This window comes from Streptomyces sp. NPDC049837 (assembly GCF_040674455.1).
Lineage (GTDB): Bacteria > Actinomycetota > Actinomycetes > Streptomycetales > Streptomycetaceae > Streptomyces.
Genome location: NZ_JBFAMP010000002.1, coordinates 360,780 through 387,183 on the forward strand (window position 1 = coordinate 360,780; position 26,404 = coordinate 387,183).

Here is a 26,404-nt window from a genome sequence, read left to right on the forward strand (position 1 = left end):
CCTCCGCCACACCAGTCGCCGCCCGTGGTGAGCCACCCGCTCACCACGGGCGGCGTCGTGCGTTCACCGCCCCGGTGTCCACCGCTACGGCCCGAGGCAACCCCCACCCCGGCCGGACGCGCCCCGACCGGCCCGTGCACCGGGCCCGGTACGCGCGCCCGCTGGGTCGTGCCCCGGCTGGTCGTTACCCGGCCGGCTGCTGGCCCGGCAGGACCGCGACCCGACCGGCCCGTGCACCGGGCCGGTCCCCGCGCCCGGTCGGCGCGTCCGGCGGCGTGTCGCGGGGGCCATGCCGGTGCCCGGCAGTGCGTGGCCCGCGCGTCCAACGGCGTGTTGCACCGCGCATGTCGGCTCGGCAGGAGCGGCGGCCCGGCGCGGAGGAACGCGTAAGGCCCCTGGGGGATCCCCCAGGGGCCTTACGCGTTGGTGACGGGTGTCAGGACGTGGCGCCGTCCGGCTGGCGGCGGCTGTCGGACCAGGCGGACCACAGGGCGGCGTAGCGGCCGCCCGCGGCCACCAGTTCCTCGTGGGTGCCGGTCTCGACGACGCGGCCCTGGTCGAGGACGACGACGCGGTCGGCGGTGGCGGCCTGGGGGAGGCGGTGGGCGACCATCAGGCCCGTTCGGCCTTCGAGCGCGCGCAGGGCGGCCGTCTCCAGGGTGCGGGCGCCCGCGCTGCCGGCGTCCGCGGTGGCCTCGTCGAGGATCGCGACCGGGGGATCGGCGAGGACGAGCCGGGCCAGGGCCAGTTGCTGGGCCTGGGTCACGGTGAGCCGGTGCCCGCCCTCGCCGACCACGGTGCCGAGGCCGTCGGGCAGCGCCTCCGCCCAGCCCAGGGCGTCGACCCGGGCGAGCGCGGCGCGCAGCTCCTCGTCGGTGGCGTCCGGCCGGGCCAGCCGCAGGTCCTCGGCCAGCGGACCGGCGAACACGTGGACTTCCTGGCTGATCAGCGTCACCGCCCGCCGGATGCCGTCGGGGCCGAGCTCCCGGCTGTCGACGCCGCCCAGGGAGATCGAGCCGCCGGACGGCTGGTGGACGCCCGCGATGAGCTTCGCCAGTGTCGTCTTGCCGGCCCCGCTGGCGCCGACCAGCGCGACCCGCTCCCCGGAGCGCACCTCCAGGTCGACGTCGCTCAGCACCTGGTGCCCGGAGACGTACGCGTGGCTCAGCGCGGTCACCTTCACCGAACCGTCCACCGGTGCGGCCGACCCGTCGGGCTCCCGCTCGGCCGGCAGGCTCGACACGCCGACCAGCCGGGCGAGGCTCGCGCCGGCCGACTGGGCCTCGTCGATCAGGAAGAGCGCGGCGTTGACGGGGTTGAACAGGCTGTGGAAGTACAGCGCCGCCGCGGTCGCCGTGCCGATGCTCACCGAACCGTTGTCGACCAGCAGGAAGCCGGTGACCAGGACTGCCGTCAGGCCGACGAACTCCGCGATGTTGAGCCGCGAGAAGAATCCCGAGTAGAGCCGGATGCCCTTCAGGGCGAGGCCGACGGCTTCCTGCGACCGCTGCTCCAGCAGCCCCGCGTGCCTGCCGTTCAGCCGGAACGCGCGAACGGTCCGTACGCCGCCGACGCTGTCGAGGAGCTGGTGCTGGAGGGCGCCGGTCGCCACCCGGTGCTCGGCGTACACGGGTGTGGAGCGGGGGATGTACCACCGCACGGTGAGCACGTGGATCGGCACGGCCAGCAGGACGGCGAGCAGGAAGCGCCAGTCCAGCACGGCGAGGCCGGTCAGCGTCAGGCCGATGGTGAGCAGGGCGCTGCTGAACTCGGGCAGCGCTTGGCGCACCGCCTTGGTGATCAGCGTGACATCACCGGTCACCCGGGACGTCAGGTCGCCCGAACCGGCCTTCTCGACGCGTTCGAGTGGCAGCCGCAGCGCCCGCTCGATGAACCGCTCGCGGAGGCTCGCGAGGATGCTCTCGCCGAGCCGGGCGACGAGGGAGCTGCCGATCGCGGTGCCCACGCCCCTGCCGATGGCGACGGCGATGAGCAGGACCATCGGCAGCGTCAGCGAGCCGGGGCCGCGCCGGTCGATCACCAGGTCGACGATGCGGCCGAGCAGCGGGGCGGTCAGCATGCCGATGCCGGTGCCGATGAGGAGCACGGTCACGGCCGAGACCGCCAGGAGCCGGTGGCGGCGCAGCAGCTCGCCCACGACGGCGAGGGTCTGGGCGCCGGTGGCGATCGGCAGGAGCTCGCGGTCCGGGCCGGCGGCCCGTGTGCTGGTTCCGCTCATCGGTTCCGGTCCTCCATTGTTCGCACGGTTGCCGTGCACGCCTTCGTCGTTCACTGCCGCGTCCGTGGCCGCCGTCATGCCAGTACCACCGAGCGGTACGCCTCGTCGGCGGCGACGAGGTCCGGATGGCGGCCGTCCGCGCTCACGGTGCCGCCGTCGAGGACCACGACGCGGTCCGTCACGGCGAGCAGGGCGGGACTGGTGGTCACCAGGATCGTGGTGCGGTCCCGGCGCAGCTCCCGCAGGCGGGCCGCGATCCGTGACTCGGTGACCGTGTCGACGGCGGTGGTCGGGTCGTGGACGACCAGGACCGGGGGATCGCCCGCCAGGGCCCGGGCCAGCGCGACGCGCTGGCGCTGTCCGCCGGACAGGGACCGGCCGCGCTCGGTGAGCATGGTGTCCACGCCCTCGGGCAGGGCACGCGCGACGTCGTCCGCCGCGGAGGCGGACAGCGCCGGTTCGATGTCCACCGTGTCGCCGTCCGTCCCGGCCAGGACGTTGTCCCGCAGGCTGCTTTCGAACAGGTCGGCGTCGTGGTGGGCGACCAGGATCGCGCCGCGCACGGCGTCGGGGTCGAGGGAGGCGAGGGATACGCCGTCGAGCTCGATCTCGCCCTCCGCGGGGTCGAGTTCCCGGCCCAGGCACAGCAGCAGGTCGGTCGCGGCGGCCGGGTCCTTGGTGACGACGCCGACGAAGTCGCCGGGCTCGATGTCGAGGTCGACGCCGTGCAGCGCGCCGTGCGTGACCCCGCGCAGCCTGAGCCGCCCGGCGACCGGCTGGGCCGGCGTGGCCGAGCCCGCCGGTACGGCGGAGGGCGACGCGAGGACCTCCGCGATCCGGCCGGCCGAGGCGCGGCCCTGGGCGAACTCGGCGCTCACGTAGGTGAGGAGCTGGAAGGGGCCGAGCAGGAACTGCGCGAGCCCCACGGCCGCCACCAGGTCGCCGACGCTGATGGAGCCGCGGATCGCCAGGTGCGCGCCGACCAGCCCGATGACGGCGATGAAGATGCCGGTCAGACAGAGCACCGCGCCGGCGTGCCAGGCCCGGCTCCGGGCGGCACGCAGCGCCGCCGCCAGCGAGTCCTGACTGGTCTGCCGGTAGCGGGACACGGCTGCCGGTTCGGCGCCGATGCCCTTGAGGACCCGCAGGCCCGCGACGAGGTCGGCGGCGACGCCGGAGGCGTGCGCGGCGTGCTCCTGCTCGACCTCGCTGCGCCGCTCCAGGGGCCGGCTGATCCGGTGGCCCAGCCACAGCAGGGGCGGCACACCGAGCAGGATGAGGAGGCCCAGCGGTACCGAGATCCGCAGCAGGGTCACCGCGCTGATCGCCAGTCCGGCGACCGCCGACACGGCGTACGGCAGCGCGGCCGCGACCGCGCCGACCCGCTTGGCGTCGCCGGTGGCGATGGAGGTCAGCGCGCCGGGCAGCCGGCCCGCGTCCGCTCCGCCGCGCGGGTGGAGCACCCTGGTGCCGAGTTCGAGGCGTATCCGGTGGGCGGCGTGTTCGCTGGCCCCGTCCGTGATCCGGGCCGAGGTCCGGTAGCAGTTGGACAGGACGAAGAAGAGTGCGGCGAGCACCAGCAGCCAGCGCAGGAGCGCGCCGGAGGAACCGGTCGCCACCGCTTCGTCGATGATGACGCCGATGACGACGGGGACCATCGCCTCGCATACTTGGTGCGTCATGCCGAGGAGCGATGCCCCGGCGATGCGGCGACGCTGGCTCCCGATCGCCCTCCGGAGGACGTGGCCCCCCGTCGGTCCTCCTTCGAGCATGCGGTACCTCCGCGAAGATGGTTGGATGGTTAGGTAAGGCTACTCTAATCAGGGGTGGCGCCAAGCTTCCCGTCCGCCCAGTGGGCAGCTCTGCCGCCCGCTCTCGTACTGGCGGAAAACGCACGGCCGTTGACCCTGTGTCGCGGGTTCGGTTAGGCTCGCCTAAGTCAGCCTTTCTTGTGTGTACATAACATTTATGCGCGCTGCGCGATCTGCCGCCGGGGGGTAATTCTTGTTGTCGGTCGAGGACCGGACGGCATCCGAGAGGGGTGCCGACGATCCAGCCGCGCCTTCGACGCGCCGCACCGCGGTGGCGGCGCTGCGGGGCGCGGGGCTCCTCGTGGGCCTGGGCGCGCTGCTCCTGATCGCGTTGCTGAGCGTGTGGGTGGGAACCAGGGACATCCCGTTCACCTCGACGTGGAGCGTGCTGTGGCAGCCCGACGGGTCGGAAGCCTCGGTCATCATCCACGACTACCGGATACCCCGGACCCTGCTGGGCCTCCTGGTCGGCTTGGGGCTGGGCCTCTCGGGCGCCCTCATGCAGGCGCTGACCCGCAACCCCCTCGCCGATCCCGGCCTGCTCGGCGTGAGCCTGGGCGCCTCGACCGGTGTGGTGGTGGCCATGGCGTTCCTCGGCGTGGGCTCGGCACTGGGCTATGTGTGGTTCGCCTTCCTCGGCGCGGCGATCGCGTCCTTCGTGGTCTACCTGCTGGGCTCCTCGGGGCGGACGCTGGCGACCCCCGACCGGCTGGTCGTCGCGGGAGCGGCGGTCACGGCCGTGCTCTACGCCTTCAACTCGGCGGTGATGCTGCTCAATCCGAGGGCCTTCGACCAGTTCCGGTTCTGGACGGTGGGCGCCCTCGCCGGCCGTAACTACGACGTCGTGTACGTCGTCCTGCCCTTCGTCGTCATCGGTCTGGTGATCGCCCTGGCGCTCGCCCCGTCGCTGAACGCCCTCGCCATGGGCGACCAGATGGGCCGCGCCTTGGGCGTCAACGTCGGCCGGACGCGGGTGCTCGGCGCCGTCGCCGTGATGCTGCTGTGCGGCGCCGCCACCGCCGCGGCGGGACCGATCACGTTCGTCGGCCTCGTCGTGCCGCACATGGCCCGGTTCATCGTGGGCCCCGACCAGCGCTGGGTGATGGCGTACTCCATGCTGATCGCGCCGATCCTGCTGGTCGGCGCGGACACCCTCGGCCGGGTGCTCGGCGCGCCCGGCGAGGTCCAGGTCGGCATCGTCACCGCGTTCATCGGCGCACCGCTGTTCATCGCGCTGTGCCGCCGCCGTCAACTGGCGATGCTGTGAACACCGTACGGGAGGCCAGGACCTCCGCGACCCAGGCGACCGACAAGGTGAACGATTCCGTGGACGTCCCCAAGCCCCGCGTGGTGAGCGGCCTCGTCGTCCGTACCCGGACGGGCCGGCTGTCCCTGCGGGTCCAGGGCCGCGCCCTGGCCGTGACGGCGGCACTGCTGGTCGCGCTCATCGCGGTCATGGGCATCACCCTGACCACCGGGGACTTCGAGCTGTCCGTCACGGAGGTGCTCCAGGCGCTGGCCGGCAACGGGTCGGGCGGCGCGGACTTCATCGTCAACACCCTGCGCATGCCACGGCTCGTGACCGCGCTGTGCGTCGGCGCGGCGCTGGCGGTCAGCGGGGCCATCCTCCAGAGCCTGACCCGCAACCCGCTCGGCAGTCCCGACATCATCGGCTTCACCAACGGGTCGGCGACCGGAGCGCTGCTCGTCATCGTCGTGCTCCACGGCAGCATGACGCAGATCGCGATCGGGGCCCTGATCGGCGGGCTGGCCACCGCCGCCCTGGTCTACCTGCTGGTGTTCGGCACCGGAATGCACGGGTTCCGGCTCGTCGTCATGGGCATCGGTGTGAGCGCCCTGCTGCTCGCCGTCAACTCCTACCTCATCACCCGGGCGAGCTGGCAGGAGGCGCTGGAGGCCCAGGCGTGGCTGATCGGCAGTCTGAACAGCCGGGGCTGGGACCACGCCGCCGCCATCGGCATCGCGGTCGCGGTGCTGCTCCCGCTCGCCTTCGGGCTCGCCCGCCGGCTCTCCATGGTGGAGATGGGCGACGACACCGCGATGGCGCTCGGCGTCAACGTGCCGCGCACCCGGATGGCGCTGCTCTTCATCAGCGTCGCACTGGCCTCGTTCGCCACCGCGGTGACCGGCCCGATCTGGTTCGTCGCGCTGGCCGCCCCGCAGCTCGCCCGCAAGCTGATCAGGTCCTCCGGCCCCGGGCTCGTCCCGGCCGCCCTCATGGGCGCCCTGCTGCTGGCCGGGAGCGATCTCGCGGTGCAGCGCACCTTCTCACCCGCTCTCCTTCCGGTGGGCACGGCGACCGGCACCATCGGTGGGTTGTACCTCATCTGGCTGCTGGTCACGGAATCGCGAAGGAGCCGCGCATGACAGCGACGATCCCCCCGACCGCCCGGCTGCGCGCCGAGGACCTGACACTCTGTTACGAGCAGCGGACCGTGGCCACCTCCCTCGGGGTCGTCATCCCGGACCACTCCTTCACGGTGATCATCGGCCCCAACGCGTGCGGCAAGTCCACCCTGCTCAAGGCGCTGGCCCGGATGCTGCGGCCCAAGGCCGGCGAGGTGTACCTCGACGGGGCCGCCATCTCCTCGTACCGCTCCCGCGAAGTCGCGCGCAGGCTCGGTCTGCTCCCGCAGTCGTCGACCGCGCCCGGTGGCATCACCGTGGGGGACCTGGTGGCCCGCGGCCGCTATCCGCACCAGCGGATGCTGAAGCAGTGGTCCGCCGAGGACGAGACCGCCGTCGTCGAGGCGATGCGGCAGACCGGCGTACTGGAACTGGCCGACCGGCCCGTCGACGACCTCTCCGGCGGCCAGCGGCAACGCGTCTGGCTGGCCATGGTGCTGGCGCAGGAGACGCCCATCCTGCTGCTCGACGAACCGACCACCTACCTCGACATCGCCCACCAGATCGAGGTGCTGAACCTGTGCGCCGATCTGCACGAGCGCAAGGGCCACACCATCGTCGCGGTCCTGCACGACCTCAACCAGGCGTGCCGGTACGCCACCCACCTGGTGGTGCTGAAGCCCGGCGGCGTCATCGCCGCCGAGGGCGACCCGGCGACGGTGATGACCGCCGAGCTGGTCGAGGACGTGTTCGGGCTGCCCTGCCGGATCATCGACGACCCCGAGACCGGCACGCCGCTGATGGTGCCCACCGCCCGCAAGCGCCCCGCCATGGCCGGCGACGCCGCCCTGGCGGAAACCCCCTAGGGACGGACCGCCCATGCTCTGCACACGGCTGACGAACGCGAACATCGTCACCATGGACCCCGCCCACCCCGTCGCCCACGACCTGGGCATCTGGCGTGGCCGGATCGTGGGCCTGGACGACGCGGTGACCTCGCTGCCCGCGCGCGAGGTGATCGACCTCCAGGGCGCCACCGTGCTCCCCGGGTTCATCGACAGCCATGTGCACCTGGCCTGGACCGGCCTGAAGGCGAGTACGCCCAGCGTCGCACCCTGCACACGGGTCGAGGACGTACTCGCCGTCGTGGAGGAGGCCGTCGCCCGCAAGAGCTCGCCCGGCGCCTGGGTGGACGTCGCCGGGTACGACCAGCGGGGCCTGGGGCGCCACCTGACCGCCGCCGAGCTCGACAAGGTGAGCCACGGGCACAAGGTGTTCCTGATGCACGATTCCGGACACGGCTGCGTCGTCAACAGCGCCGTGCTGGACCTGCTGCCCGCCGAAGTCCCCCACGAGAACGGCTTCCTCGCCGAGAGCTCCATGACCGCCGCCCGGCGGCTGCGGCTGCCGTACTCCCAGGCCGAACTCGCGGACGCCATCGAGCGGGCCGGCCGGGAATGTCTCAGGGAAGGCGTCACCGCCTGCGCCGAAGCGGGCATCGGGGGCGGCCTGCTGGGCCACAGCCCCGTCGAGCTCGGCGCCTACCAACTCCTCCGCGACCAGGGCCGGCTGCCCCTGCGGGTGCAGCTCATGGCGGCCGGCGACACGCTGGGCCCCGTCGCCGCGCACGAGTCGGACGGCATCCCGCGCGCTCTGGACCTCGGCCTGCGCACCGGGTTCGGCGACGACTGGCTCTCCATGGGCGCGCTCAAGATCTACACCGACGGCGGCATGATGGCCCGTACCGCCGCACTCACCAGGCCGTACCACGGGATGGAGCACACCGGGCAGTTCCAGGACGACCCGGAGCGCATCGCGGACACCATCGTGGACGGCCACCTCGCCGGCTGGCAGCTCGCCGTCCACGCCATCGGCGACCGCGCGGCCGACCTCGCCCTGGACGCCCTGGAGCGGGCGCAGCGCGTCCGGCCGCGTCCGGAGGCCCGGCACCGCGTCGAGCACGCCGGCCTGATCCGGCCCGACCAGCTCCCGCGCTTCGCACGGCTCGGCGTGGCGGCGGTCGTCCAGCCCAACTTCCTGCGCTACTTCGGCGACGACTACGCCGCGATCATGGGCGAGGAGCGGGCCCCCTGGCTGTACCGGGGGAGGGGCTTCCTGGACCACGGCGTCACCCTGGTGGGCAGCTCCGACCGTCCCGTCACGGACGGCTCACCGCTGCGGGCCGTCCAGTTCATGGTCGAGCGGGCCTCCGAGTCGGGGCAGGTGATCGGCCCGGACGAGGGCGTCACCGTCGACGAGGCCCTGCGCGCGTACACCGTCGCCGGCGCCTTCGCCTGCCACTGGGACGACAGCGCGGGCACGCTCGCCCCGGGCAGGCGTGCCGACCTGGTGGTGCTGGGGGACGACCCGCGACGCGTCAGCACGTCACGCATCGGTGACATCGAAGTGGTGTCGACGTTCGTCGACGGCCGGAAGACCGAGGAGTCAGCACGATGAGCCTGATCAGTGTGGAGACCGACGCCATCGAGGACCACGCCGACCTGTGGCGGGCGCCGTCGCTCCCGTACCGCTGGGTCATCTGGAACACCACCGAGGGCCCGACGGTCTTCGACCGGGACATCAACTGCCCCGTGTACGTGGACGACGAGGCCACCCTGCGCGAGGTCGTGCGTCGCATGCGCGCGGCAGGAGTGCCCGAGAGCGACGACTACCCGGGCCGGCCCTGCGCGTAGCGCGCACATGTGCCGGGCGTACTCGCGTCAAAGGCCGGGCCGCGCGTTTGGCAAGTCCGTTAGGTAAGGCTAGCCTTAGTGGCGTCTGGTGTCCCAGGTGCCGCGAGGGCCGGCACTCTTCCCGCGACGCGGTGGGACCGAAGGAAGGGACCCCCTTGATCACGGCCACCCCGCGCCTCGGCACCCTGCCGGCCCGCACCGCCCCGCACACCCCGCTCTCCGTACGATCGGCGCACGCCGGGGACGCCGCCGCTCTGGAGGCCCTGTCGCGGCCGTTCGTCCGCTCCGGCGCCCTGCGGGAGCGGCCCCGCTCCCTCTACGCCGCGGACGCGGCCGACTTCCTGGTCGTGGACGGCCCCGACGGCACCCTCGACGGCTGTCTGGGCCTGCGCGTCCACCGAGCCGACCCGGCCGGCGGCCGGGGGCCCACGGGCGTCCTCTACAACTTCTGCGTCGCACCGCACCGGCAGGGCCGCGGGGTGGGCCAACTGCTCATGCGCGCGGCGCTGGCCAGGGCGACCGCCCAGTCGCTGTACGCGCTGTTCACCGCGACGACCGGTGGCGGCGACCTCTTCCTGCGGCACGGCTTCGCACCCGCCAGCGCGCGCCTCGCACCCGCCGCCTGGGCCAACTCCCTGGACCCCCGCCGCAATTCGTGGGTGCTCGCCCGCGTGCTCTGAACCTGTGGCGCGCCCACACGCGCGAGGGGCCGGCCCGGAAACCGACTTCCGGACCAGCCCCTCTTTTCCGTGACGTACGCTCCGTCCGCTCAGGCTTTTCCGTGACGTACGCTCCGTCCGCTCAGGCGTCGAGAATGCCCGGCAACGCCTCCAGCAGGGCGTCCGCCTCCGCCTCGCCGACCGTCAGCGCCGGCGCCAGCCGCAGTGTCGTGGGGCCCGCGGCGTTGACGAGGAAGCCCGCGTCCTGCGCCGCCTTCTGGACGCTCGGGGCGACCGGTTCGGCGAGGACCACACCGAGCAGCAGGCCGGCGCCCCGCACCTCCCGCACGATCGGATGCTTCAGCTCCTCGATGCCGCGCCGCAACCGCTCGCCCACCCGCGTGACATGGGCGAGCAGCCCCTCCGCCTCGATGGTGTCGAGAACGGCGATACCGGCGGCGCAGGCCACCGGGTTCCCGCCGAAGGTGGAGCCGTGCTGCCCCGGCGTCAGCAGGCCGGCCGCCGCGCCGAACGCCACCGTGGCGCCGATCGGCAGGCCGCCTCCCAGCCCCTTGGCGAGGGCCACCACATCGGGGTCGACGCCCTCCACCGCCTGGTGGGCGAACCAGCGACCGGTGCGGCCGATGCCGGTCTGCACCTCGTCCAGCACCAGCAGCGTGCCGGTGGCCCGGGTGATCTCACGGGCCGCCCGCAAGTACCCCTCGGGCGCCGGGATCACACCGGCCTCCCCCTGCACGGGCTCGATGAAGACGGCCGCGGTCTCCTCCGTGACCGCCGCCCGCAGCGCCGCCACGTCGCCGAAGGGCACGTGGGTCACCTCGCCGGGCAGCGGCAGGAACGGCTCGCGCTTCGCGGGCTGCCCGGTCAGGGCGAGCGCCCCCATCGTCCGGCCGTGGAAACCGCCCTGGGCCGCCACCAGACGGGGCCGTCCGGTCCGACGGGCGATCTTGAACGCGGCCTCGATCGCCTCCGCCCCGGAGTTCGCGAAGAAGACGTGCCCTTGTCTTCCCAGCAGCCGCAGCAGCCGCTCCGCCAGGGCGACCGGAGGCTCGGCGACGTACAGGTTGGAGACATGACCGAGCCGGGCGACCTGCGCGCTCACCGCCGACACCACCGCCGGGTGGGCGTGCCCCAGCGTGTTCACGGCGATCCCGCCGGTGAAGTCGAGGTACGCGCGCCCGGTCTCGTCCCAGACGGTGCTGCCCTCGCCCTTGACGAGAGCCAGCGGGGGAGTGCCGTAGTTGTCCATCATCACGGCACGCCAGCGTTCGGTGAGCCCCTCGCCGCGGTCGGCGGTCATGCGTGGTCCTCCTCGGGGTCCGGCACCACGGTGGTGCCGGAGTGCTCGTCGGCGAAGACGCCCCGTACGACGGAGTGGGGCACCCGGCCGTCCAGGACGTGCGCCATGCGCACACCCGACTGGACGGCCCGCAGGCACCCCTCCATCTTGGGGAGCATCCCGCTCGCCAGTTCCGGCAGCAGCTTCTCCAGCTCACCGGCCGTCAGGTGCTCGATCACCTCGGGACTGTGCGGCCAGTTCGCGTACAGTCCCTCGACGTCGGTCAGCATCACCAGCTTCTCCGCGCCGAGGGCCACCGCCAGCGCGGACGCCGCCAGATCGGCGTTGATGTTGTAGACCTGCCCGTCGGCGCCCCGCGCCACGGGAGACACCACCGGGATGCGCCCCTGGTCCAGCAGGGCCCGCACGGTGTCCGGGTTCACCTCGACGATCTCGCCGACCAGCCCGATGTCCACCGGCTCGCCGTCCACCCAGGCCACCCGCTTCACGGCCGTCATGGTGTGCGCGTCCTCGCCCGTCATCCCCACCGCGAACGGCCCGTGACGGTTGATGAGTCCCACCAGCTCCCGCTGGACCTGACCCGTCAGCACCATCCGGACCACGTCCATGACCTCCGGAGTGGTCACCCGCAGTCCCGCCTCGAAGCGGACCTCCAGATCCAGCCGGTCGAGCAACGCGCTGATCTGCGGTCCGCCGCCGTGCACCACGACCGGGTGCACCCCGGCCCGCCACAGCTCCACCACATCCCGCGCGAACGCCCGCTTCAGGTCCTCGTCGACCATGGCGTTGCCGCCGAACTTGATCACGACCGTGCGGCCCCGGAACTCCTCCAGCCGCGACACCTCCGCGCTCATGAGCTGTACGCGCTGTTCTCGTGGACGTACTCGGCGGTCAGGTCATTGGTCCAGATCACCGCCGACGCGTCACCGGAGCGCAGATCGACCGTGATCCTGATCCGGCGTCCCGACAGATCCACCTTGTCGCGCGACTCGCCCGCCGCGCCGTCCCGGCACACCCAGACGCCGTTGATGGCCACGTCCAGGCGGTCGGGGTCGAACACGGCGTCCGTCGTACCGATCGCCGACAGCACCCTGCCCCAGTTCGGGTCCTCCCCGTGCAGCGCGCACTTGAGCAGGTTGTTCCTGGCCACGGAGCGGCCCACCGTCACGGCGTCCCCCTCCGACGCCGCGCCGACGACCTCCACCTCGATCTCCTTCGAGGCGCCCTCCGCGTCCGCGGTCAACTGCCGTGCCAGGTCCAGGCACACCGTGTGCACCGCCCCGGCGAAGTCGGCCGCGTCCGGCGTCACCCCCGAAGCCCCCGACGCGAGCAGCAGCACCGTGTCGTTCGTGGACATGCAGCCGTCCGAGTCCACCCGGTCGAAGGTCGTACGGACCGCCTGCCGCAGCGTGGCGTCGAGGGCGGGCGCGCTCACGTCCGCGTCCGTCGTCAGCACCACCAGCATGGTGGCCAGTCCGGGCGCGAGCATGCCCGCGCCCTTCGCCATGCCGCCCACCGTCCAGCCGCCGGGGCCGGAGGCCACCGCCGTCTTGTGCACCGAGTCCGTCGTCTTGATCGCGACGGCCGCGTCCTCGCCCCCCTCGGGCGACAGCCGGGCCGCGGCGGCGCCGATGCCCGCCGTGACCTTGTCCATCGGCAGCAGCACACCGATGAGCCCGGTGGAGCACACCGCGGTCTCGTACGGGTCCACTCCCAGCTCCCGCGCCGTACGCTCGGCCATCAGCCGGGCGTCGACGGCGCCCGCCTGGCCCGTACACGCGTTGGCGCCGCCCGAGTTGAGGACGACGGCGGAGATCCGGCCGTCGGCCAGCGCGCGCCGGGACCAGCGGACCGGTGCCGCCTGGACCCGGTTGGAGGTGAACACCCCGGCCGCCGCGCGCGACGGGCCACGGTTCACCACCAGGGCGAGGTCGGGGTCACCGGACTCCTTGATCCCGGCGGCCACACCGCTCGCGAGGAATCCCTGTGCAGCGGTCACGCTCACTGTGCTTCTCCGTTCGCTTCTCCGCCCGCGCAGCGCAGAGGCGCGGGCATCGTCGTCGACTGCAGACCGGCGGCTGCGCGTGCGTCGCTCACGGAGCCACTCCATTCGTGGGCAGGCCCAGCCCTTCCGGCAGGCCCAGGGCGACATTCATGCTCTGCACCGCGCCACCCGCGGTGCCCTTCGTCAGGTTGTCGATCGCGCTCACGGCGATCAGGCGGCCGGCGTGCTCGTCCACCGTCACCTGCACCTGCGCGGTGTTCGCCCCGAGTACGGCGGCGGTCGACGGCCACTGGCCGGGCGGCAGCAGCCGTACGAACGGCTCGTCGGCGTAGGCCGCTTCGTACGCCGCCCGCACCTCGCGCGCACCGGTGGCTCCCGGACGAACGCGCGCCGAGCAGGTGGCGAGGATGCCACGGGCCATCGGCGCCAGGGTGGGCGTGAAGGACACCGTCACCCGCTCGCCCGCCACCCGTGACAGGTTCTGCGCCACCTCGGGCGTGTGCCGGTGGCCGCCGCCGACTCCGTACGGGCTCATCGCGCCCATCACCTCGGAGCCCAGCAGATGCGGCTTGGCCGCACGTCCCGCCCCCGAGGCGCCGCTCGCCGCGACGATCACCGCCTCCGGCTCCACCAGGCCCGCGGCGAAGGCCGGGTACAGCGCCAGGGTCACCGCGGTCGGGTAGCAGCCGGGTACGGCCACCCGGGTCGCGCCCTTCAGCTCCTCACGCGCGCCGGGGAGTTCGGGAAGCCCGTAGGGCCAGGTCCCGGCGTGGGCCGAACCGTAGAAGCGCTCCCAGTCCGCCGCGTCGCGCAGCCGGAAGTCCGCGCCGCAGTCCACGATCAGGGTCTCCGGTGCCAACCGCTCGGCGAGCGCCGCCGACTGCCCGTGCGGCAGGGCCAGGAACACCACGTCGTGCCCGCGCAACGCCGCCGCCGAGGTCTCCACGAGGACCCGGTCCGCGAGGGCGGCCAGGTGCGGCTGCACCTCCCCGAGCGTGCGGCCCGCGCTGCTGTGCGCGGCGACCGCGCCGATCTCCACCTCGGGGTGCGCCACCAGCAGGCGGAGGATCTCCCCGCCGGCATAGCCGCTCGCTCCGGCCACCGCGGCCCGTACCGTCATGTTCGTCGTCTCTCTTCGTGCTTGCCTGCTCGGCCTGATGTGTCGATGTGCCGTCACGCCTGGTGTGTCGACCTGCCGATCAGGAGGTCGCGCAGCAGTCCGTCGGTGGTGCACACCACGCCGCTGCGCGCGGCCCACCGCAGTGCCATCGTGTGTTCCTCGGCGGAGAAGTCGGCCACCGCGTCGGCGACGACGAAGGGTTGTATGTCGTGCATGAAGGCGTCCGCGGCGGTCAGCAGGACGCCGAGGTGCGCGTACACGCCACAGACGATGAGCTGATCCCGGTTCTCGGACCTCAGCAGTCTGCCGAGGTGGCTGCGGAGGAAGGCGTTCTGGCGCACATTGGCCAGCAGATGTTCACCGGGCCGTGGGGTGAGGGGCGCGACGATCTCGGCGGCGTCCGGCTCGTCGCCTATCCCGGGACCCCAGACGTCCGCCAGCAGCCCGCGCCGGCCGGGCTCCTGCCCGGCCGGTTCGGCGCTGAAGACCACCGGCATCCCCAGGGTGCGCGCGAGTTCGCGGAGGGCGGCGATGTTGTCGACGAGCTCCACCACGGGCGAGCGGCCCGCCGGAAACGCCCGGACGAAGTGGTTCTGCATGTCGTGGACCAGCAGCGCGGCCCGTGCCGGGTCGATGGTCCAGGGGACGGAGGAGGGAGGGATCGCGGAGCGATCGGGCATGGGATAGGCCCCGATGACCGGCAAGCCCATGGGTTCTCCTCCCCTGACGAATCCTGAACTTAGCTTAGCCTAACCTTATCGCGATCAGGCCGCGCGCCAGTAACCCAGGGCGTGCAGCCGTTCTTTGGGGACGCCGAGTTGCTTGCGCACGTACGAGGCGAGGGCCCGGGTGGTGGCGGTGTCGCAGGCGATCCAGACGTAGGAGCCGTCGTCCAGGAGGCCGGGGAGGGTGGACCGTACCGTCTCGATCAGCCGGGCGCCGTTGTCGTGGCGCGGTATGAGGTGCACCTCGTGATGTGCGGCGTCGCACCGCAGCGGCAGGTCCGCGTCCGAGGGGTGCGGCACCTCGAACCAGATCGTGGCGGGCGTCAGCGGCATGGAGTCCAGGAGCGAGTTGATGGCGGGCAGCGAGGCCGGGTCGCCCACCACCAGGAGCCGTGACGGCAGCGGGTCGGGCACGGAGAAGCCGGTCCCCTGGACGGTCGCCTCGATCGTGTCACCCGGCCGCGCGGTACGCGCCCAGTCGCTCGCGCGGCCTTCGTGCAGCGCGAACTCCAGGCTGAACGTCCCGCCGGCCGGGTCCGGGTCCACCACCGTGTACGCGCGCTGGTGCGGCTTGCCCGCGTGGTCGAACCAGAGCCGCACCCACATGGTGGGGTGCGTCCCGATCGCGGCGAGCATGCCGCCGTCGGTGAGGCGCAGCCTGCGGTACCGGTCGGCCACTTCCTCGGTGGACCGCACGGTGAACGTGAAGTCCTTGCCGCGCATCAACCTGAGGACCACGCCCTCCCAGCCATGCCCCACGGCGGTCTCCCTCTCCCGAACGAGTCTACGGTTAGGTCAGCCTAACCTAAGCTCCATCGATGTGGTGGCGGGGGCGCCGGTCGGCGGACGTGGTGGTGGGCGTCAGCCGGCGGCGTCGTCCGGGCGGGCGCTGCGGAATGTGCGCCGGTAGGCGTCCGGAGGGACGCCCACCGTGCGGTTGAAGTGGCGGCGCAGGGTCGTGGCGGTGCCCATGCCGGTGGCGGCGGCGATCGCGTCGATGGTGTCGTCGGTGGTTTCGAGCAGCTCCTGGGCCCGCTGGATGCGCTGGGTCAGCAGCCAGCGCAGGGGTGTGGTGCCGGTGATGGCGGTGAAGTGGCGGGCCAGGTTGCGGGAGCTCATGTTCGCCCGGCGGGCCAACTGCTCCACGGTGAGCGGCTGGTCGAGGCGCCGCATGGCCCAGGACAGCAGGTCGGCGAGGGAGTGGTCGCGGGGTTCGGGCAGCGGGGTGGCGACGAACTGGGCCTGGCCGCCGGCCCGGTGCGGCGGCACGACCAGGCGGCGGGCCACCTGGTTGGCGACGGCCGAGCCGTGGTCGAGGCGGACCAGGTGCAGGCACAGGTCCATGGCGGCGGCCTTGCCGGCGGAGGTGAGGACACGGCCGTTGTCGACGTAGAGGACGTCCGCGTCGACCCGCACCCGCGGGTACCTGGCGGCCAGTTGCGCGGCGTGCATCCAGTGCGTGGTGGCCCGCTGCCCGTCCAGCAGCCCGGCCGCGGCCAGCAGGAACGCGCCCGTGCACAGGGACGCCACCCGGGCGCCCGCCTCGTAGGCGGCGCGTACGGCGTCGACCAGCTCGGCGGGCGGGTCCTCGTCGGGGTCGGCGCACGCGGGGACGATCACCGTGTCGGCGCGTACCAGGTGGTCGAGTCCGTGGTCCGGTTCCAGATGGAACCGGTCACCGACCGGCACGCTGGCCGGGCCGCAGACGGTGAACTCGTACCAGGGATCGACGAGGTCGGAGCGGTCGACACCGAACACGTCGCAGGCGGTGGCGAGTTCGAAGTGCGGTACGCCGGCCGTGACGGCCAGTGCGACTGTCCTCATGTCCGAAAGTGTACGAGTGGTGTCATTGCCGCCACTCACGGCCCGCTGCCCGGTGCGAGAACGATGGCCCCAGTGGATCATTCGCGTACGACAAGGGGAATGTGATGGGCTCGACTCGGGCGGTGGCGGTCTTCGGTGCATACGGGCACACCGGGCGCTTCGTGGTGGCGGCGTTGCTGGAGCGGGGCCTGACCCCGATACTCGCCGGGCGCGACAGCGGCAGGCTCCGCTCGCTCGCGGCGTCGTTCCCCGGCCCGGAAGTGCGGGTGGCGTCGGTGGACGACGCGGTGTCGCTCGATCGCGCGCTGGCCGGCGCCGCGGCCGTGATCAACTGCGCCGGTCCCTTCGCCGCGACGACCGCGCCGGTCGTGGAGGCGGCGCTGCGGGCACGGATCCCCTACGTCGATGTCGCGGCGGAGGTGGAAGCGGTGGCCGACACGTTCGCCCACTTCGACGAGCGGGTCCGCGAAGCGGGGCTCCTCGTCGTCCCGGCCGTGGCGTTCTACGGCGGCCTGGGCGACCTGCTGGTCACCGCGGCGATGGGCGCCTGGACGCACGCCGACGAGGTGTTCCTCGCCTATGCGCTGAACAGTTGGCACCCCACGGCCGGTACCCGGAAGTCCAGCCAGGTCTCCCGGGCCCGGCGCGGCAGCCGGCGCCTCGTCTTCGTGGACGGCCGCCTGGAACTCCGTACCGACCAGGCGCCCACCGGCCGGTGGTCCTTCCCCGCACCGGTCGGCGAGCGCGCCGTGCTGGGGGAGTTCATCACCGCGGACAGTGTGACCATCCCGCGCCACCTGAAGACCTCGGCCATCCACTCCTGCATGACGGTCGAGGCCGTCAGGGACGTACTGGCTCCGGACGCCACGCCGCCCGTGCCGGTCGACGAGCGCGGGCGCTCCGCCCAGACCTTCCTCGTCGACGTCGTCGTGCGCTCCGGCGCCGAACAGCGCCGTGCCGTGGCCCGCGGCCAGGACATCTACGCGATCAGCGCCCCCCTCGCCGTCGAAGCGGTCACCCGAATCCTCGACGGACAGGTCGAGGAAACGGGGGTCGTCACAGCGGGAGAGATCTTCGACGCGCCGGACTTCCTGCGCTCGCTCTCCCCGCACCTGTCGTTCGAACCGGGCCCGGCTGAATCACACCGAGCGGGTGACCACGGCCAGCAGGTATGACGACTCGACCTCCACGCCCGACCCCGGGGTCCTGTTCCACTCGGTGAAGAGCGCCGCCAGGTCGTGGTGCAGGGCCTGCCATGCGCCGGACGCCTCCAGGCGGCGCCGTTCGGCCTGGAGGTGACCGGCCGTGCGTACCCAGAACTCGGCCGCCTCGATGGGCGAAGCGAATGCGAGCCGTACGTGGTCGGTGGACGTGGCGATCTCGGTCGCCCCGCCGGCCTCCGGTGCGGCGAACCACTCGCGCACCTTGTCCGCGTCGCCCCAGTGGGTGGGAGGCCCGGCGTCAGGGGGAGGCGGAGGCAGGTACCGGCCCATGGCGCGACTGGCGGCGGCCATGAAGCCGTCCGGCGTCCAGGCGGCCGAGACGATCCGTCCGCCCGGTGCGCAGTGTTCCACCATGGAGGCCGCGGCACGGCGCGGGTCCGGTGCGTACATGGCGCCGAAGACGGACACCACCCGGTCGTGGACGCCGGTGAGCCGGTCGGCGGATGCCTCCTGCCAGGTGACCGGGAGACCTTCCTCGCGGGCCCGCCGGGCCGCGACGGCGAGGAGTTCGGGCGTGGGGTCCGTGCCGGTCGCGACCGCGCCGAGGCGCGCCGCCGCCAGCGCGGCGTTGCCGGTGCCGCAGCCGACGTCCAGCAGGGTCGTCCCCGGCGCGACCCCGGCGGCGGCGATGACGCGGTCGGCCACGGGAACCAGGCGCCGCGCCATGGCGGGATAGTCGCCGGCCGCCCAGGTGGAGGCGGCGCGGGTCGCGGAGCTTGTGGGGCTTGCGGAGGGTACGGAGGTCTCGGACACAGTGGCGCTCTCTCTCGTCGGCGGCTGTCCGACACCAAGGTCCTATGCTCTGAAGGGCTTTCGGCGGTACAAGAACTGGACTGGAGGAGAGCGGTGCGGCGGGGGATCGAGTACTGCCCGGTGACGGCCGGGGTCGAAGCCGTCGGTGACCGGTGGACGCTGCTCGTGCTGCGTGAACTGCTGCTCGGCTCATGCCGGTTCAACGACATCCACCGCGGCCTGCCGGGCATCAGCCGTACCCTGCTCTCCGCGCGGCTGCGCCGCATGGAGTCGCGAGGGCTCCTCACCCGCACGCTCGACGACGACGACCGTCCCGCGTACCGGCTGACCGAGTCCGGGGCACAGCTCGAACCGCTCGTGTGGCAGCTCGGCGACTGGGCACGACGCTGGTGCTTCGGCGACCCGGAGCCCGAACAGCTCGACATCGGCCGGCTGTTGTGGCGCCTGCGCCAGTACGTGCGCCCGGCCAGCCTGCCCGGGCGGCGGGTGGTGGTGGAGTTCGCCCCACGTGGTGAGCCCGGGGAGCGCGCCTGGCTGGTGCTGGCGCGCGGGGATGTCAGCGCATGTCGTCAGCACCCCGGGTACGACGTCGACCTGTGGGTCACCGGTGATCTCGGCGAGATGCACCGGGTCGTGGCCGCGACCACCACCCTCCGGGCCGCCACCCGCGCGGGCCTCATCCGGCTCGACGGGGACCCCGGCATGGTGGCCGCGTTTCCCGACTGGTTCGCGTGGCGAACGCCGTCCGGCCCGGGCGTGTGGTGAAAGTGCGGGGCACAGCCGTACGACGAGGACTGCCCGGCAAACGGCCGGTCAGCGCACCAGCAGATCGATCACGCCCGTCAGGTCCTCCTCGCCGCTGCCCTCGGCCAAGCGGCGGCGCATCAGCTCGAAGTAGGGGTTGAGCAGCTCCGGGCTGACGCCCTGCTGCTCGGCGGTGCTCAGGAAGGTCGGCGTCCCGGCCACCTGCATGGCGAGATTGGAGACGACCCCCTTGGTGTAGTCGCCGCTGCGCAATTGGTCGGCGGTCTGGTGAACCGCCGGGGCCATCGCGACGAGCCAGTCGGCGAGCAGCGGGGCCAGCGACGCGGGGTCGATGTCCTCCTTGCGGATCAGGGCGAAGGCGTGCGCCGCCCCGGCGAACATCCCGTACATGGCGCTCAGCAGGGCCACGTCGTGCAGGGCCGCGAAGCCCGCGTCCTCGCCGACGTAGGTGGTGCCGGCCGGGACGCCCAGCGTCTCCCGGTGCCGCTCGAACAGCTCCCGCGAGCCGCTGTAGAAGACGTAGCCGCCGGCCTCCGGGACACCGATCATCGGAGGGACGGCCATGATCCCGCCGTCCAGGTAGCGGGCGCCGCGCTCGCGGGCCCACTCGGCGCGGGCGCGGGCCTGGGCGGGGGTGCTGGTGGTCAGGTTGACCAGGTCCTTGCCGGCGAGCTCGGTGCCGGCCAGCGCCTCGCCGACCGAGGCGTCGTCCAGGAGACAGACGACGACCAGGGTGCTCGCCGCGACGGCCTCGGCGGCGCTGTCCGCGACCCGCGCGCCCTCGGCGGAGAGCGCCTCGGCGCGGGCGGGGGTGCGGTTCCAGACGGTGAGCGGGTGGCCGGCGGCGAGCCAGGTACGGGCCAGCGCGGTGCCCATCGCGCCGAGGCCCAGCAGCGTGACGGAGGTCTTCTCAACAGTGTTCTGTGCCATGCCGATTAGGCTGGTCGCAGGCCCGGAGGTGATCAAGTACGCACTTCGGAGTGGGTGGTTACCCCGGGGTGAGCGAGCACGTCAGGAGGGCGGGGGCATGACGACGCTGAACCGGCCGGGCACACCGGAGGGACACGTCTGCGGGATCGACACCGCGATGGAGGTGATCGGCGGCAAGTGGAAGGTGCTGATCCTCTGGGCGCTCCACGAGCACCCCCACCGCCGCTTCGGCGAGCTGCGCCGGCTGGTTCCGGGGATCACCGAGAAGGTGCTCGCCTCCCACCTGCGTGAGATGGAAGCGGACGGCGTGGTGCACCGCGTCTCCTACGACGAGGTGCCGCCACGCGTCGAGTACTCGCTGACCGAGGACGGCAGGCGCCTCAACGACGCGCTGGAGCCGCTGGCCGCCTGGGGACGCGAGCGGACGCGGACGGGCTGACCGGCCGTCCGCGCGATCACCGTCACATGTCCTTCGCACCCGCCTTGATCGCTGCGCGGATCCGGGGGTAGGTGCCGCAGCGGCAGATGTTGCGGATGCCGTCGAGGTCGTCCTCGGTCACCTCGCGGCCCTCCTCCGCGAGTCGGTGGACCAGCGCCACGGCGGCCATTATCTGGCCGGGCTGGCAGTAGCCGCACTGGGCCACGTCCTGGTCCAGCCACGCCCGCTGCATCGGGTGCAGCTCCGCGCCCACCGTGGCCGGCAGCCCTTCGATGGTGGTGACCTCGTCGGTGGGCCGCAGGTCCTTGACCGGCACCGCGCAGGGGTTGACGGCCTTGCCGTTGAGGTGGCTCGTACACGCCTTGCAGACGTTGATGCCGCAGCCGTACTTCGGTCCGGTCACGCCCAGGATGTCGCGCAGCACCCACAACAGCCGGACGTCGTCGGCGACGTCCACGGTGACCTGCTCGCCGTTGAGGCGGAAAGTGTGTTCCGGCACGGGATCTCCAAGCTTTCAGCGGACGTGGTCCAGGCCGTCGGTAGGGGACTGGGGGATGGGCGGAACGGTCGGTTTGGGGGCGAAGGACAGCGTGCCGTGGTTGATCGGGTAACTGGTCGGCATGGTTCCCGTGGCGCGGCCGTAGGCGCAGGCGACGGCGGCCATGGACGCGGCGACGCCCAGCTCCCCGGCGCCCCCCGGTTTCCCGGTGGTGGCCGGCATGACGATGACCTCCACCTCGGGCGGTGTGTTCCACTGCCGGGTGTAGAAGTAGTTGTCCCAGCTCGCTTCGAGGAAGTACCCGTCACGCAGGTGGAGACTGGAGGTGAGCGTCAGGGCGATGCCGTCCATGAGGCAGCCCATCATCTGCGCCTCCAGACCGCGCGGGTTGACGGCGAGACCGACGTCCACGGCGACGACGGCCCTGGTGACGCGCGGTCCGGCCACGCCGTCGCGGATGGGGCGGTTGACGGTCCCGGGCCGGCAGTCGATCTCCACCAGCACCGCGCTGACGGCGTGGTACTCGGAGTGGAACGCGATGCCCTGCGCCGTGCCGGCCGGCATCGACCGGCCCCAGTCCCCGGCCTCGGCGGCCTTCTCCAGAACCGCCCTGGCGCGATCGTCGCGGAGGAACTCGCGGCGGAACCGGAAGGGGTCCTTGCCCATCTTCCCGGCCAGCCGGTCGACGATGAGTTCCCGGGCACAGGTGACGTCGGGGGAGTAGACGTTGCGCATGCTGCCCGTGTTGAAGCCCTTGTCGGTCTCGCTCAGGAGCCGGCTGTTGACGCCGAAGTCGTACGGCATCGACTGGGAGAGCTGGAAGAACGTCTGGGAGAAACCGATGTCGCCCACGGGCAGTCGCGCGGCCATGGCGGTGAGGATCTCGCCGAGACCGTGGCCGAGGTCGGTGGAGACGCTGGTGTGCCGCTGCTGGTAGCCGAGGACGGTGTCACCGGCGTAGGCGACGCGTACGCGCGAGGTGGCCATGGGATGGGTACGCCCCTGACGGGAGTCGTCGGCGCGGTGCCACATCAGTTTGACGGGTTTGCCGATCCGCTGGGAGATCTCGGCGGCTTCCAGGGCGGCGTCGAAGAAGAGCTTGCGCCCGAAGGAGCCCCCGCCCTCGGTGACGTGGACGGTGACCGCGCGGGGCGGCAGCCCCAGCTTGGCGGCGATGGTCTGCTGGGCGACGATCGGTGACTTCAGGGACGACCAGATCTCGGCGCGGTCGGGCCGCACGTCGGCTATCGCGCAGTTGGGTTCCAGCGCGCTGTTGCTGCGGAAGTGGAAGGTGAACCTCCCTTCCACGCTCGGCGTCAGCGGCGGTAGACCGAGGGGGAGTTCGGCGGCCCGCAGCTCCTTCAGCACGGACTCGTCGGACTTTCCTTCCGCGGTACCGGGCTTCCACGACACTCGCAGGGCGCGTACGGCGTCGATGCACTGGCCGAACGTTTCCGCGCGGACCGCAACGCCGGTGGAGATCACCGCCACATCGGTGACGCCCGGCATGGCGCGGACCTCGTCGAGGTTGGCCACCGGGCCCACCTTGCCGTTGATGGTCGGCGGACGGCACACCATGGTCGGTTTGGCGCCGGGGACGTCGAGGTCCATGGTGAACTTCTTGCGTCCGGTGACGGCGGCGAGCGCGTCGACGCGGTTGTGCGGCCGCCCGATGACGGTGAACCTCTCGCGCGGTTTGAGCTCCACGGACACCCGTTGCGTCCGGATGCTCGCGGCCTTCTCGGACAGTGCGCCGATGCCGATGCTCCGGCCCGTGGGAGCGGTGATGACTCCGGCTTTCAGGGTGAGGTCGGTGACGGCCGTACCGAGTTCGGCGGCCGCGGCCTGGAGCAGCCGGCCCCGGGCGACGGCGGCGGCGACCCGGATCGGGGTGTAGGTGGAGATGGTGGTGTTCGATCCGCCGGTGAGCTGGTTGAACACCAGCTCCGGTCGAGCGTCGGCCAGCGTGACCCGCACCTGCCGCAACGGTACGTCCATCTCCTCGGCGATGAGCATGGCCGTCGACGTGGTGATGCCCTGGCCGACCTCGGCCCGTGGCAACGCGAACGACACGGTGCCGTCCCTGTTGACCTCGACCGTGATCAGGTGCGAGGTCGGCAGAGCCGCCGCGGTCATCACGTCGTTGAGGTCGACCAGTTCCGTGATCTCCGGTGAGGGAATGGCCGCCCCGGCCCTCGGCGCCGGCCCCAGCTCGGCGGCCGTCACCAGGGTCGGAGCCGCCAGCACGTACCCGAGGAACCGCCGCCTCGCCAGGGGGCGCGCACCGGACCCGGGCCGACCGGACCCGGGCCGACCGGTCTCGGCCCGACCGGACTCGGGCCGACCGGACTCCGGCTGAGGCGCATGTTCAGTACCGGTCATACTTCCCTCTCGGCAGTTCGGTCCGGGGCGTACACGTGCCAGGAGACTCACCAGGACGGTGAGGGTTCAATCGCCGTGAGCCCGGCATCGTTCAGAACGGCCGGTTGGCGTCGGGGATCTCCAGGTCGATGGGCCGTCCTTCCGACAGGAAGAGCAGGACGAACCTGCGGATGGCCTCCTCCACGGTCCAGGCGGCCTCCGGGACCAGCGGCAGGGGGATCAGGCCCTCGCGGAACGCCACCAGCAGCGGCCAGGCGGCGCCGATCAGCGGTTGCCAGAACGGCTCCCGGTCCAGACCGATCAGGTCGCCGATCCGGTCACCCACCGTGTACCTGGAGAACGCGTTGATCAGGGGCCGGGTGAGCCCGGCGTCGAGCTCGGCGACGATGTCGAGGAGTACGTCGGCCAGCTCGGCGCCCTCGGCGGTGTGGCCCAGAGCGGGGTCCAGGACCTGCCTGGACTGGGCGTTGGCCTCGTCCCAGGAGGCGGGGATGTACTCGTCCAGGACGCCGAGCATGTGCGCGGTCACCTGCCACACGTGCAGGAAGCCGTCCGACTCGGCGCGGGAGACCGGGACCTTCCAGTCGAGCAGTTTGCGCATGACGAACGTCGGCAGGCTGTGCCAGGTGACCATCATGTCGGCCTGGCTGATCGGGATCGTCTGGCCGCCGCTGGTCTGCGACCAGCCGGGTGACTTCGGCAGCAGGTGGCGCACGGCCGCGTGCACCAGCCGGGTCTTCACCGCCGTCACGATCATCGAACCCTGCGGCCGGTAGGCGTCCAGGTCACCGACGTCGTACCCGAGCTTGGCCGTCTTGGCGACCCGGTCCTTCATGTCGGCGCCGCCCTTGGAGTAGTAGACGGCGCGCGCCTCCCTGGGGATGGCGGTACTCATCAGGCCGCTGCCCAGCCCGTACAGGGCACCGGTGTAGATGCCCTTCTTCTTGGTGAACGCGGCCGCGGCGTCGAGCTTGCGCTGGTCCGCCCAGGAGGGCAGCCGGCGCGCCCCTTCCATGAAGTCCCGCAGATCCCCCGGCAGTCCGCTCGGCAGCGGCTGGTCGTTGCGGGTCCAGGTCCGCAGCAGTTGATTGACCCTGGGTACGTCGCTCCGGTCGATGACGGCGGCGAGGAGCGGGTCGGCCTCCTCGTCCCACACCCACTCCGGGTCCCTCCCCGCTCCCGAGCCGGCCACCGAGCCGCTCGGCGACCAGGTCCACGGTGACCGTGCCCGGGCCGGCGACGCCATGCCCAGGGCGCCGAGCGCTCCCAGCGCTCCGCCCGCGATCAGCATCTTGCGCCTGCTGAGTTCGTCCATGGTGTGAACTCCTCCGGTGGCGTTCGCTTCAAGAGGGACGGTTGGTGTCGGGGATCTCGATCTGCGTGCCCCGGCCCTTGGTGAGGTAGAACATGATGTACTGGCGGGCCGCCTCGTCGATCGTCCAGGCGAGCGGCGGCACCAGCGGCAGTGGGATCAGCTTCTCCCGGAAGGCCACCAGTTTCGGCCAGGCGGTGGCGATGGCCTTCTCCCAGAACGGCTCGCGGGGGATGCCGTCCCAGTCGGCGACCTGGTCGCCGACCAGGTACCGGGCGAGCGCGTTGACGAGGGGCCGGTCGATGCCGCCGGGGCTCGTCTGCTCGGCGAGCTGGCCCAGCAGGATGTCGGTGAGTTCGACGCCCTCGGGGGTGGGGCCCAGGACCGGGTCCAGGATCTGCTTGGACTGGGCGTCGGCCTCGTCCCAGGTGGCGGGGATGTACTCGTCCCTGATGCCCAGCATGTGCGCGGTCACCTGCCACAGGTGCAGGTAGGCCGCCGAATCGGCGGCGGTGATCGGGACCTTCCAGTCGAGCAGTTGGCGCATGGTGTAGGTGGGCAGGCTGTGCCAGGTGACCATCATGTCCGCCTGGCTGATCGGGATCGTCTGGCCGCCGCTGGTGTGGGACCAGCCGGGTGACTTCGGCAGCAGGTGGCGCACGGCCGCGTGCACCAGCCGCGTCTTGACGGCCTCCACGACGACTTTCCCGTCGGGCCGGTACGCGTTGAGGTCCCCGATGGCGAACCCCAGCCTGCTCGTCTTGGCGACCCGGTCCTCCATGTCGGCGCCGCCCTTGGAGTAGTAGACGGCGCGCGCCTCCCTGGGGATGGCGGTGCTGAGCATGCCGCCGCCCACTCCGTTGAGGAGATTGAGGTAGATGCCCCTCGTCTCGTTGAAATCGGCCGCGATGTCGAGCTTGCGGCGGTCCGCCCAGGGCGGCAGCCGGCGCGCCCTCTCCATGAAGTCCCGCAGGTCGTGCGGCAGACCGTCCGGCAGCGGCTGGTCGTTGCGGGTCCAGGTCCGCAGCAGTTGATTGACCCTGGGTACGTCGCCCCGGTCGATGGCGGCGGCGAGGAGCGGGTCGGCCTCCTCGTCCCAGACCCACTGCGGGTCCCTCCCCGCACCCGAGCCGGCCACCGACCCGCTCGGCGACCAGGTCCACAGTGACCGTGCCTGGGCCGGCGCCGCCGCGCTCAGTGCCCCGAGCGCGCCCAGAGCTCCGCCTGCGAGCAGCATCTTGCGCCTGCTGAGTTCGTCCATCGCTGCGAACTCCTCCCGAATCACGACGTTTCGCGGTTCTGCGGTCTCCGATTTGGTACGGTGAAACGCTCCGCGT

24 protein-coding genes are annotated in these 26,404 nt (G+C 72.3%); 9 read left to right on the plus strand and 15 right to left on the minus strand.

Annotation, left to right across the window (positions count from 1 at the left end; all coding sequences use genetic code 11):
- Positions 1–436: 436 nt before the first annotated feature.
- On the minus strand, positions 437–2,239 hold the full coding sequence (locus AB0J57_RS06190) for an ABC transporter ATP-binding protein (protein WP_366126797.1): 1,803 nt from the start codon (positions 2,237–2,239) through the stop codon (positions 437–439).
- A gap of 74 nt (positions 2,240–2,313) precedes the next feature.
- The gene (locus tag AB0J57_RS06195) at positions 2,314–4,011 is read right to left on the minus strand and encodes an ABC transporter ATP-binding protein (RefSeq protein WP_366126798.1); all 1,698 of its coding nucleotides are present in this window, start codon (positions 4,009–4,011) and stop codon (positions 2,314–2,316) included.
- A 235-nt stretch (positions 4,012–4,246) separates the two neighbouring features.
- On the opposite strand from AB0J57_RS06195, the gene AB0J57_RS06200 reads away from it, so the two are divergent.
- The 6 genes from AB0J57_RS06200 to AB0J57_RS06225 all read left to right on the plus strand — a co-directional run bounded on the left by AB0J57_RS06200 (position 4,247) and on the right by AB0J57_RS06225 (position 9,790).
- The gene (locus AB0J57_RS06200; protein WP_366126799.1) at positions 4,247–5,317 is read left to right on the plus strand and encodes an iron chelate uptake ABC transporter family permease subunit; all 1,071 of its coding nucleotides are present in this window, start codon (positions 4,247–4,249) and stop codon (positions 5,315–5,317) included.
- Entirely contained in the window at positions 5,314–6,438 is a 1,125-nt protein-coding gene (locus AB0J57_RS06205) for an iron chelate uptake ABC transporter family permease subunit (RefSeq protein ID WP_366126800.1), read from the plus strand. Before AB0J57_RS06200 ends, AB0J57_RS06205 begins: the two co-directional genes overlap by 4 nt.
- Positions 6,435–7,283, plus strand: coding sequence for an ABC transporter ATP-binding protein (locus AB0J57_RS06210; RefSeq protein ID WP_366126801.1), 849 nt, complete (start codon positions 6,435–6,437; stop codon positions 7,281–7,283). Before AB0J57_RS06205 ends, AB0J57_RS06210 begins: the two co-directional genes overlap by 4 nt.
- Before the next feature lie 13 nt (positions 7,284–7,296).
- The gene (locus AB0J57_RS06215; RefSeq protein ID WP_366126802.1) at positions 7,297–8,874 is read left to right on the plus strand and encodes an amidohydrolase; all 1,578 of its coding nucleotides are present in this window, start codon (positions 7,297–7,299) and stop codon (positions 8,872–8,874) included.
- On the plus strand, positions 8,871–9,110 hold the full coding sequence (locus AB0J57_RS06220) for a hypothetical protein (RefSeq protein ID WP_366126803.1): 240 nt from the start codon (positions 8,871–8,873) through the stop codon (positions 9,108–9,110). The genes AB0J57_RS06215 and AB0J57_RS06220 overlap by 4 nt, the downstream gene beginning before the upstream one ends.
- A 185-nt stretch (positions 9,111–9,295) precedes the next feature.
- Positions 9,296–9,790, plus strand: a complete 495-nt coding sequence (locus tag AB0J57_RS06225; RefSeq protein ID WP_366127163.1) for a GNAT family N-acetyltransferase — start codon at positions 9,296–9,298, stop codon at positions 9,788–9,790.
- A gap of 121 nt (positions 9,791–9,911) precedes the next feature.
- Here the strand turns inward: AB0J57_RS06225 and AB0J57_RS06230 are convergent, their stop codons facing one another.
- The 7 genes from AB0J57_RS06230 to AB0J57_RS06260 all read right to left on the minus strand — a co-directional run bounded on the left by AB0J57_RS06230 (position 9,912) and on the right by AB0J57_RS06260 (position 16,764).
- The gene (locus AB0J57_RS06230; RefSeq protein WP_366126804.1) at positions 9,912–11,090 is read right to left on the minus strand and encodes an acetylornithine transaminase; all 1,179 of its coding nucleotides are present in this window, start codon (positions 11,088–11,090) and stop codon (positions 9,912–9,914) included.
- On the minus strand, positions 11,087–11,944 hold the full coding sequence (argB, locus tag AB0J57_RS06235; protein ID WP_366126805.1) for an acetylglutamate kinase: 858 nt from the start codon (positions 11,942–11,944) through the stop codon (positions 11,087–11,089). Before argB ends, AB0J57_RS06230 begins: the two co-directional genes overlap by 4 nt.
- The gene (gene argJ, locus AB0J57_RS06240) at positions 11,941–13,095 is read right to left on the minus strand and encodes a bifunctional glutamate N-acetyltransferase/amino-acid acetyltransferase ArgJ (protein WP_366126806.1); all 1,155 of its coding nucleotides are present in this window, start codon (positions 13,093–13,095) and stop codon (positions 11,941–11,943) included. The genes argB and argJ overlap by 4 nt, the downstream gene beginning before the upstream one ends.
- Positions 13,096–13,183: 88 nt before the next feature.
- A complete protein-coding gene (gene argC, locus AB0J57_RS06245) occupies positions 13,184–14,215 on the minus strand; it encodes an N-acetyl-gamma-glutamyl-phosphate reductase (RefSeq protein WP_366126808.1) in 1,032 nt (343 codons plus the stop codon).
- A 53-nt stretch (positions 14,216–14,268) separates the two neighbouring features.
- Positions 14,269–14,925, minus strand: a complete 657-nt coding sequence (locus tag AB0J57_RS06250; protein WP_366126809.1) for an isochorismatase family protein — start codon at positions 14,923–14,925, stop codon at positions 14,269–14,271.
- 54 nt (positions 14,926–14,979) lie between these two features.
- Complete coding sequence (locus tag AB0J57_RS06255; protein WP_366126810.1) at positions 14,980–15,699, minus strand: siderophore-interacting protein; 720 nt, start codon at positions 15,697–15,699, stop codon at positions 14,980–14,982.
- 102 nt (positions 15,700–15,801) lie between these two features.
- On the minus strand, positions 15,802–16,764 hold the full coding sequence (locus tag AB0J57_RS06260; RefSeq protein WP_366126811.1) for a helix-turn-helix domain-containing protein: 963 nt from the start codon (positions 16,762–16,764) through the stop codon (positions 15,802–15,804).
- 104 nt (positions 16,765–16,868) lie between these two features.
- On the opposite strand from AB0J57_RS06260, the gene AB0J57_RS06265 reads away from it, so the two are divergent.
- The gene (locus AB0J57_RS06265; RefSeq protein ID WP_366126812.1) at positions 16,869–17,939 is read left to right on the plus strand and encodes a saccharopine dehydrogenase NADP-binding domain-containing protein; all 1,071 of its coding nucleotides are present in this window, start codon (positions 16,869–16,871) and stop codon (positions 17,937–17,939) included.
- Here the strand turns inward: AB0J57_RS06265 and AB0J57_RS06270 are convergent.
- Positions 17,904–18,740, minus strand: a complete 837-nt coding sequence (locus AB0J57_RS06270; protein ID WP_366126813.1) for a class I SAM-dependent methyltransferase — start codon at positions 18,738–18,740, stop codon at positions 17,904–17,906. The two genes, AB0J57_RS06265 and AB0J57_RS06270, sit on opposite strands and share 36 nt — an antisense overlap.
- Before the next feature lie 93 nt (positions 18,741–18,833).
- Here AB0J57_RS06270 and AB0J57_RS06275 point away from each other — a divergent pair, with 93 nt between their 5' ends.
- Positions 18,834–19,505, plus strand: coding sequence for a helix-turn-helix domain-containing protein (locus AB0J57_RS06275; RefSeq protein WP_366126814.1), 672 nt, complete (start codon positions 18,834–18,836; stop codon positions 19,503–19,505).
- 48 nt (positions 19,506–19,553) lie between these two features.
- Here the strand turns inward: AB0J57_RS06275 and AB0J57_RS06280 are convergent, their stop codons facing one another.
- Positions 19,554–20,435, minus strand: a complete 882-nt coding sequence (locus AB0J57_RS06280) for an NAD(P)-binding domain-containing protein (RefSeq protein ID WP_366126815.1) — start codon at positions 20,433–20,435, stop codon at positions 19,554–19,556.
- A gap of 97 nt (positions 20,436–20,532) precedes the next feature.
- On the opposite strand from AB0J57_RS06280, the gene AB0J57_RS06285 reads away from it, so the two are divergent.
- Complete coding sequence (locus AB0J57_RS06285) at positions 20,533–20,874, plus strand: helix-turn-helix domain-containing protein (RefSeq protein WP_366126816.1); 342 nt, start codon at positions 20,533–20,535, stop codon at positions 20,872–20,874.
- A gap of 22 nt (positions 20,875–20,896) precedes the next feature.
- On the opposite strand, the gene AB0J57_RS06290 is transcribed toward AB0J57_RS06285, so the two are convergent.
- From AB0J57_RS06290 to AB0J57_RS06305, 4 genes are all read right to left on the minus strand, one after another.
- On the minus strand, positions 20,897–21,373 hold the full coding sequence (locus AB0J57_RS06290; RefSeq protein WP_366126817.1) for a (2Fe-2S)-binding protein: 477 nt from the start codon (positions 21,371–21,373) through the stop codon (positions 20,897–20,899).
- A 15-nt stretch (positions 21,374–21,388) separates the two neighbouring features.
- Complete coding sequence (locus AB0J57_RS06295; protein WP_366126818.1) at positions 21,389–23,620, minus strand: molybdopterin cofactor-binding domain-containing protein; 2,232 nt, start codon at positions 23,618–23,620, stop codon at positions 21,389–21,391.
- 226 nt (positions 23,621–23,846) lie between these two features.
- A complete protein-coding gene (locus AB0J57_RS06300) occupies positions 23,847–25,070 on the minus strand; it encodes an oxygenase MpaB family protein (protein WP_366126819.1) in 1,224 nt (407 codons plus the stop codon).
- Between the two features lie 28 nt (positions 25,071–25,098).
- A complete protein-coding gene (locus AB0J57_RS06305) occupies positions 25,099–26,328 on the minus strand; it encodes an oxygenase MpaB family protein (protein WP_366126820.1) in 1,230 nt (409 codons plus the stop codon).
- Positions 26,329–26,404: the final 76 nt, after the last annotated feature.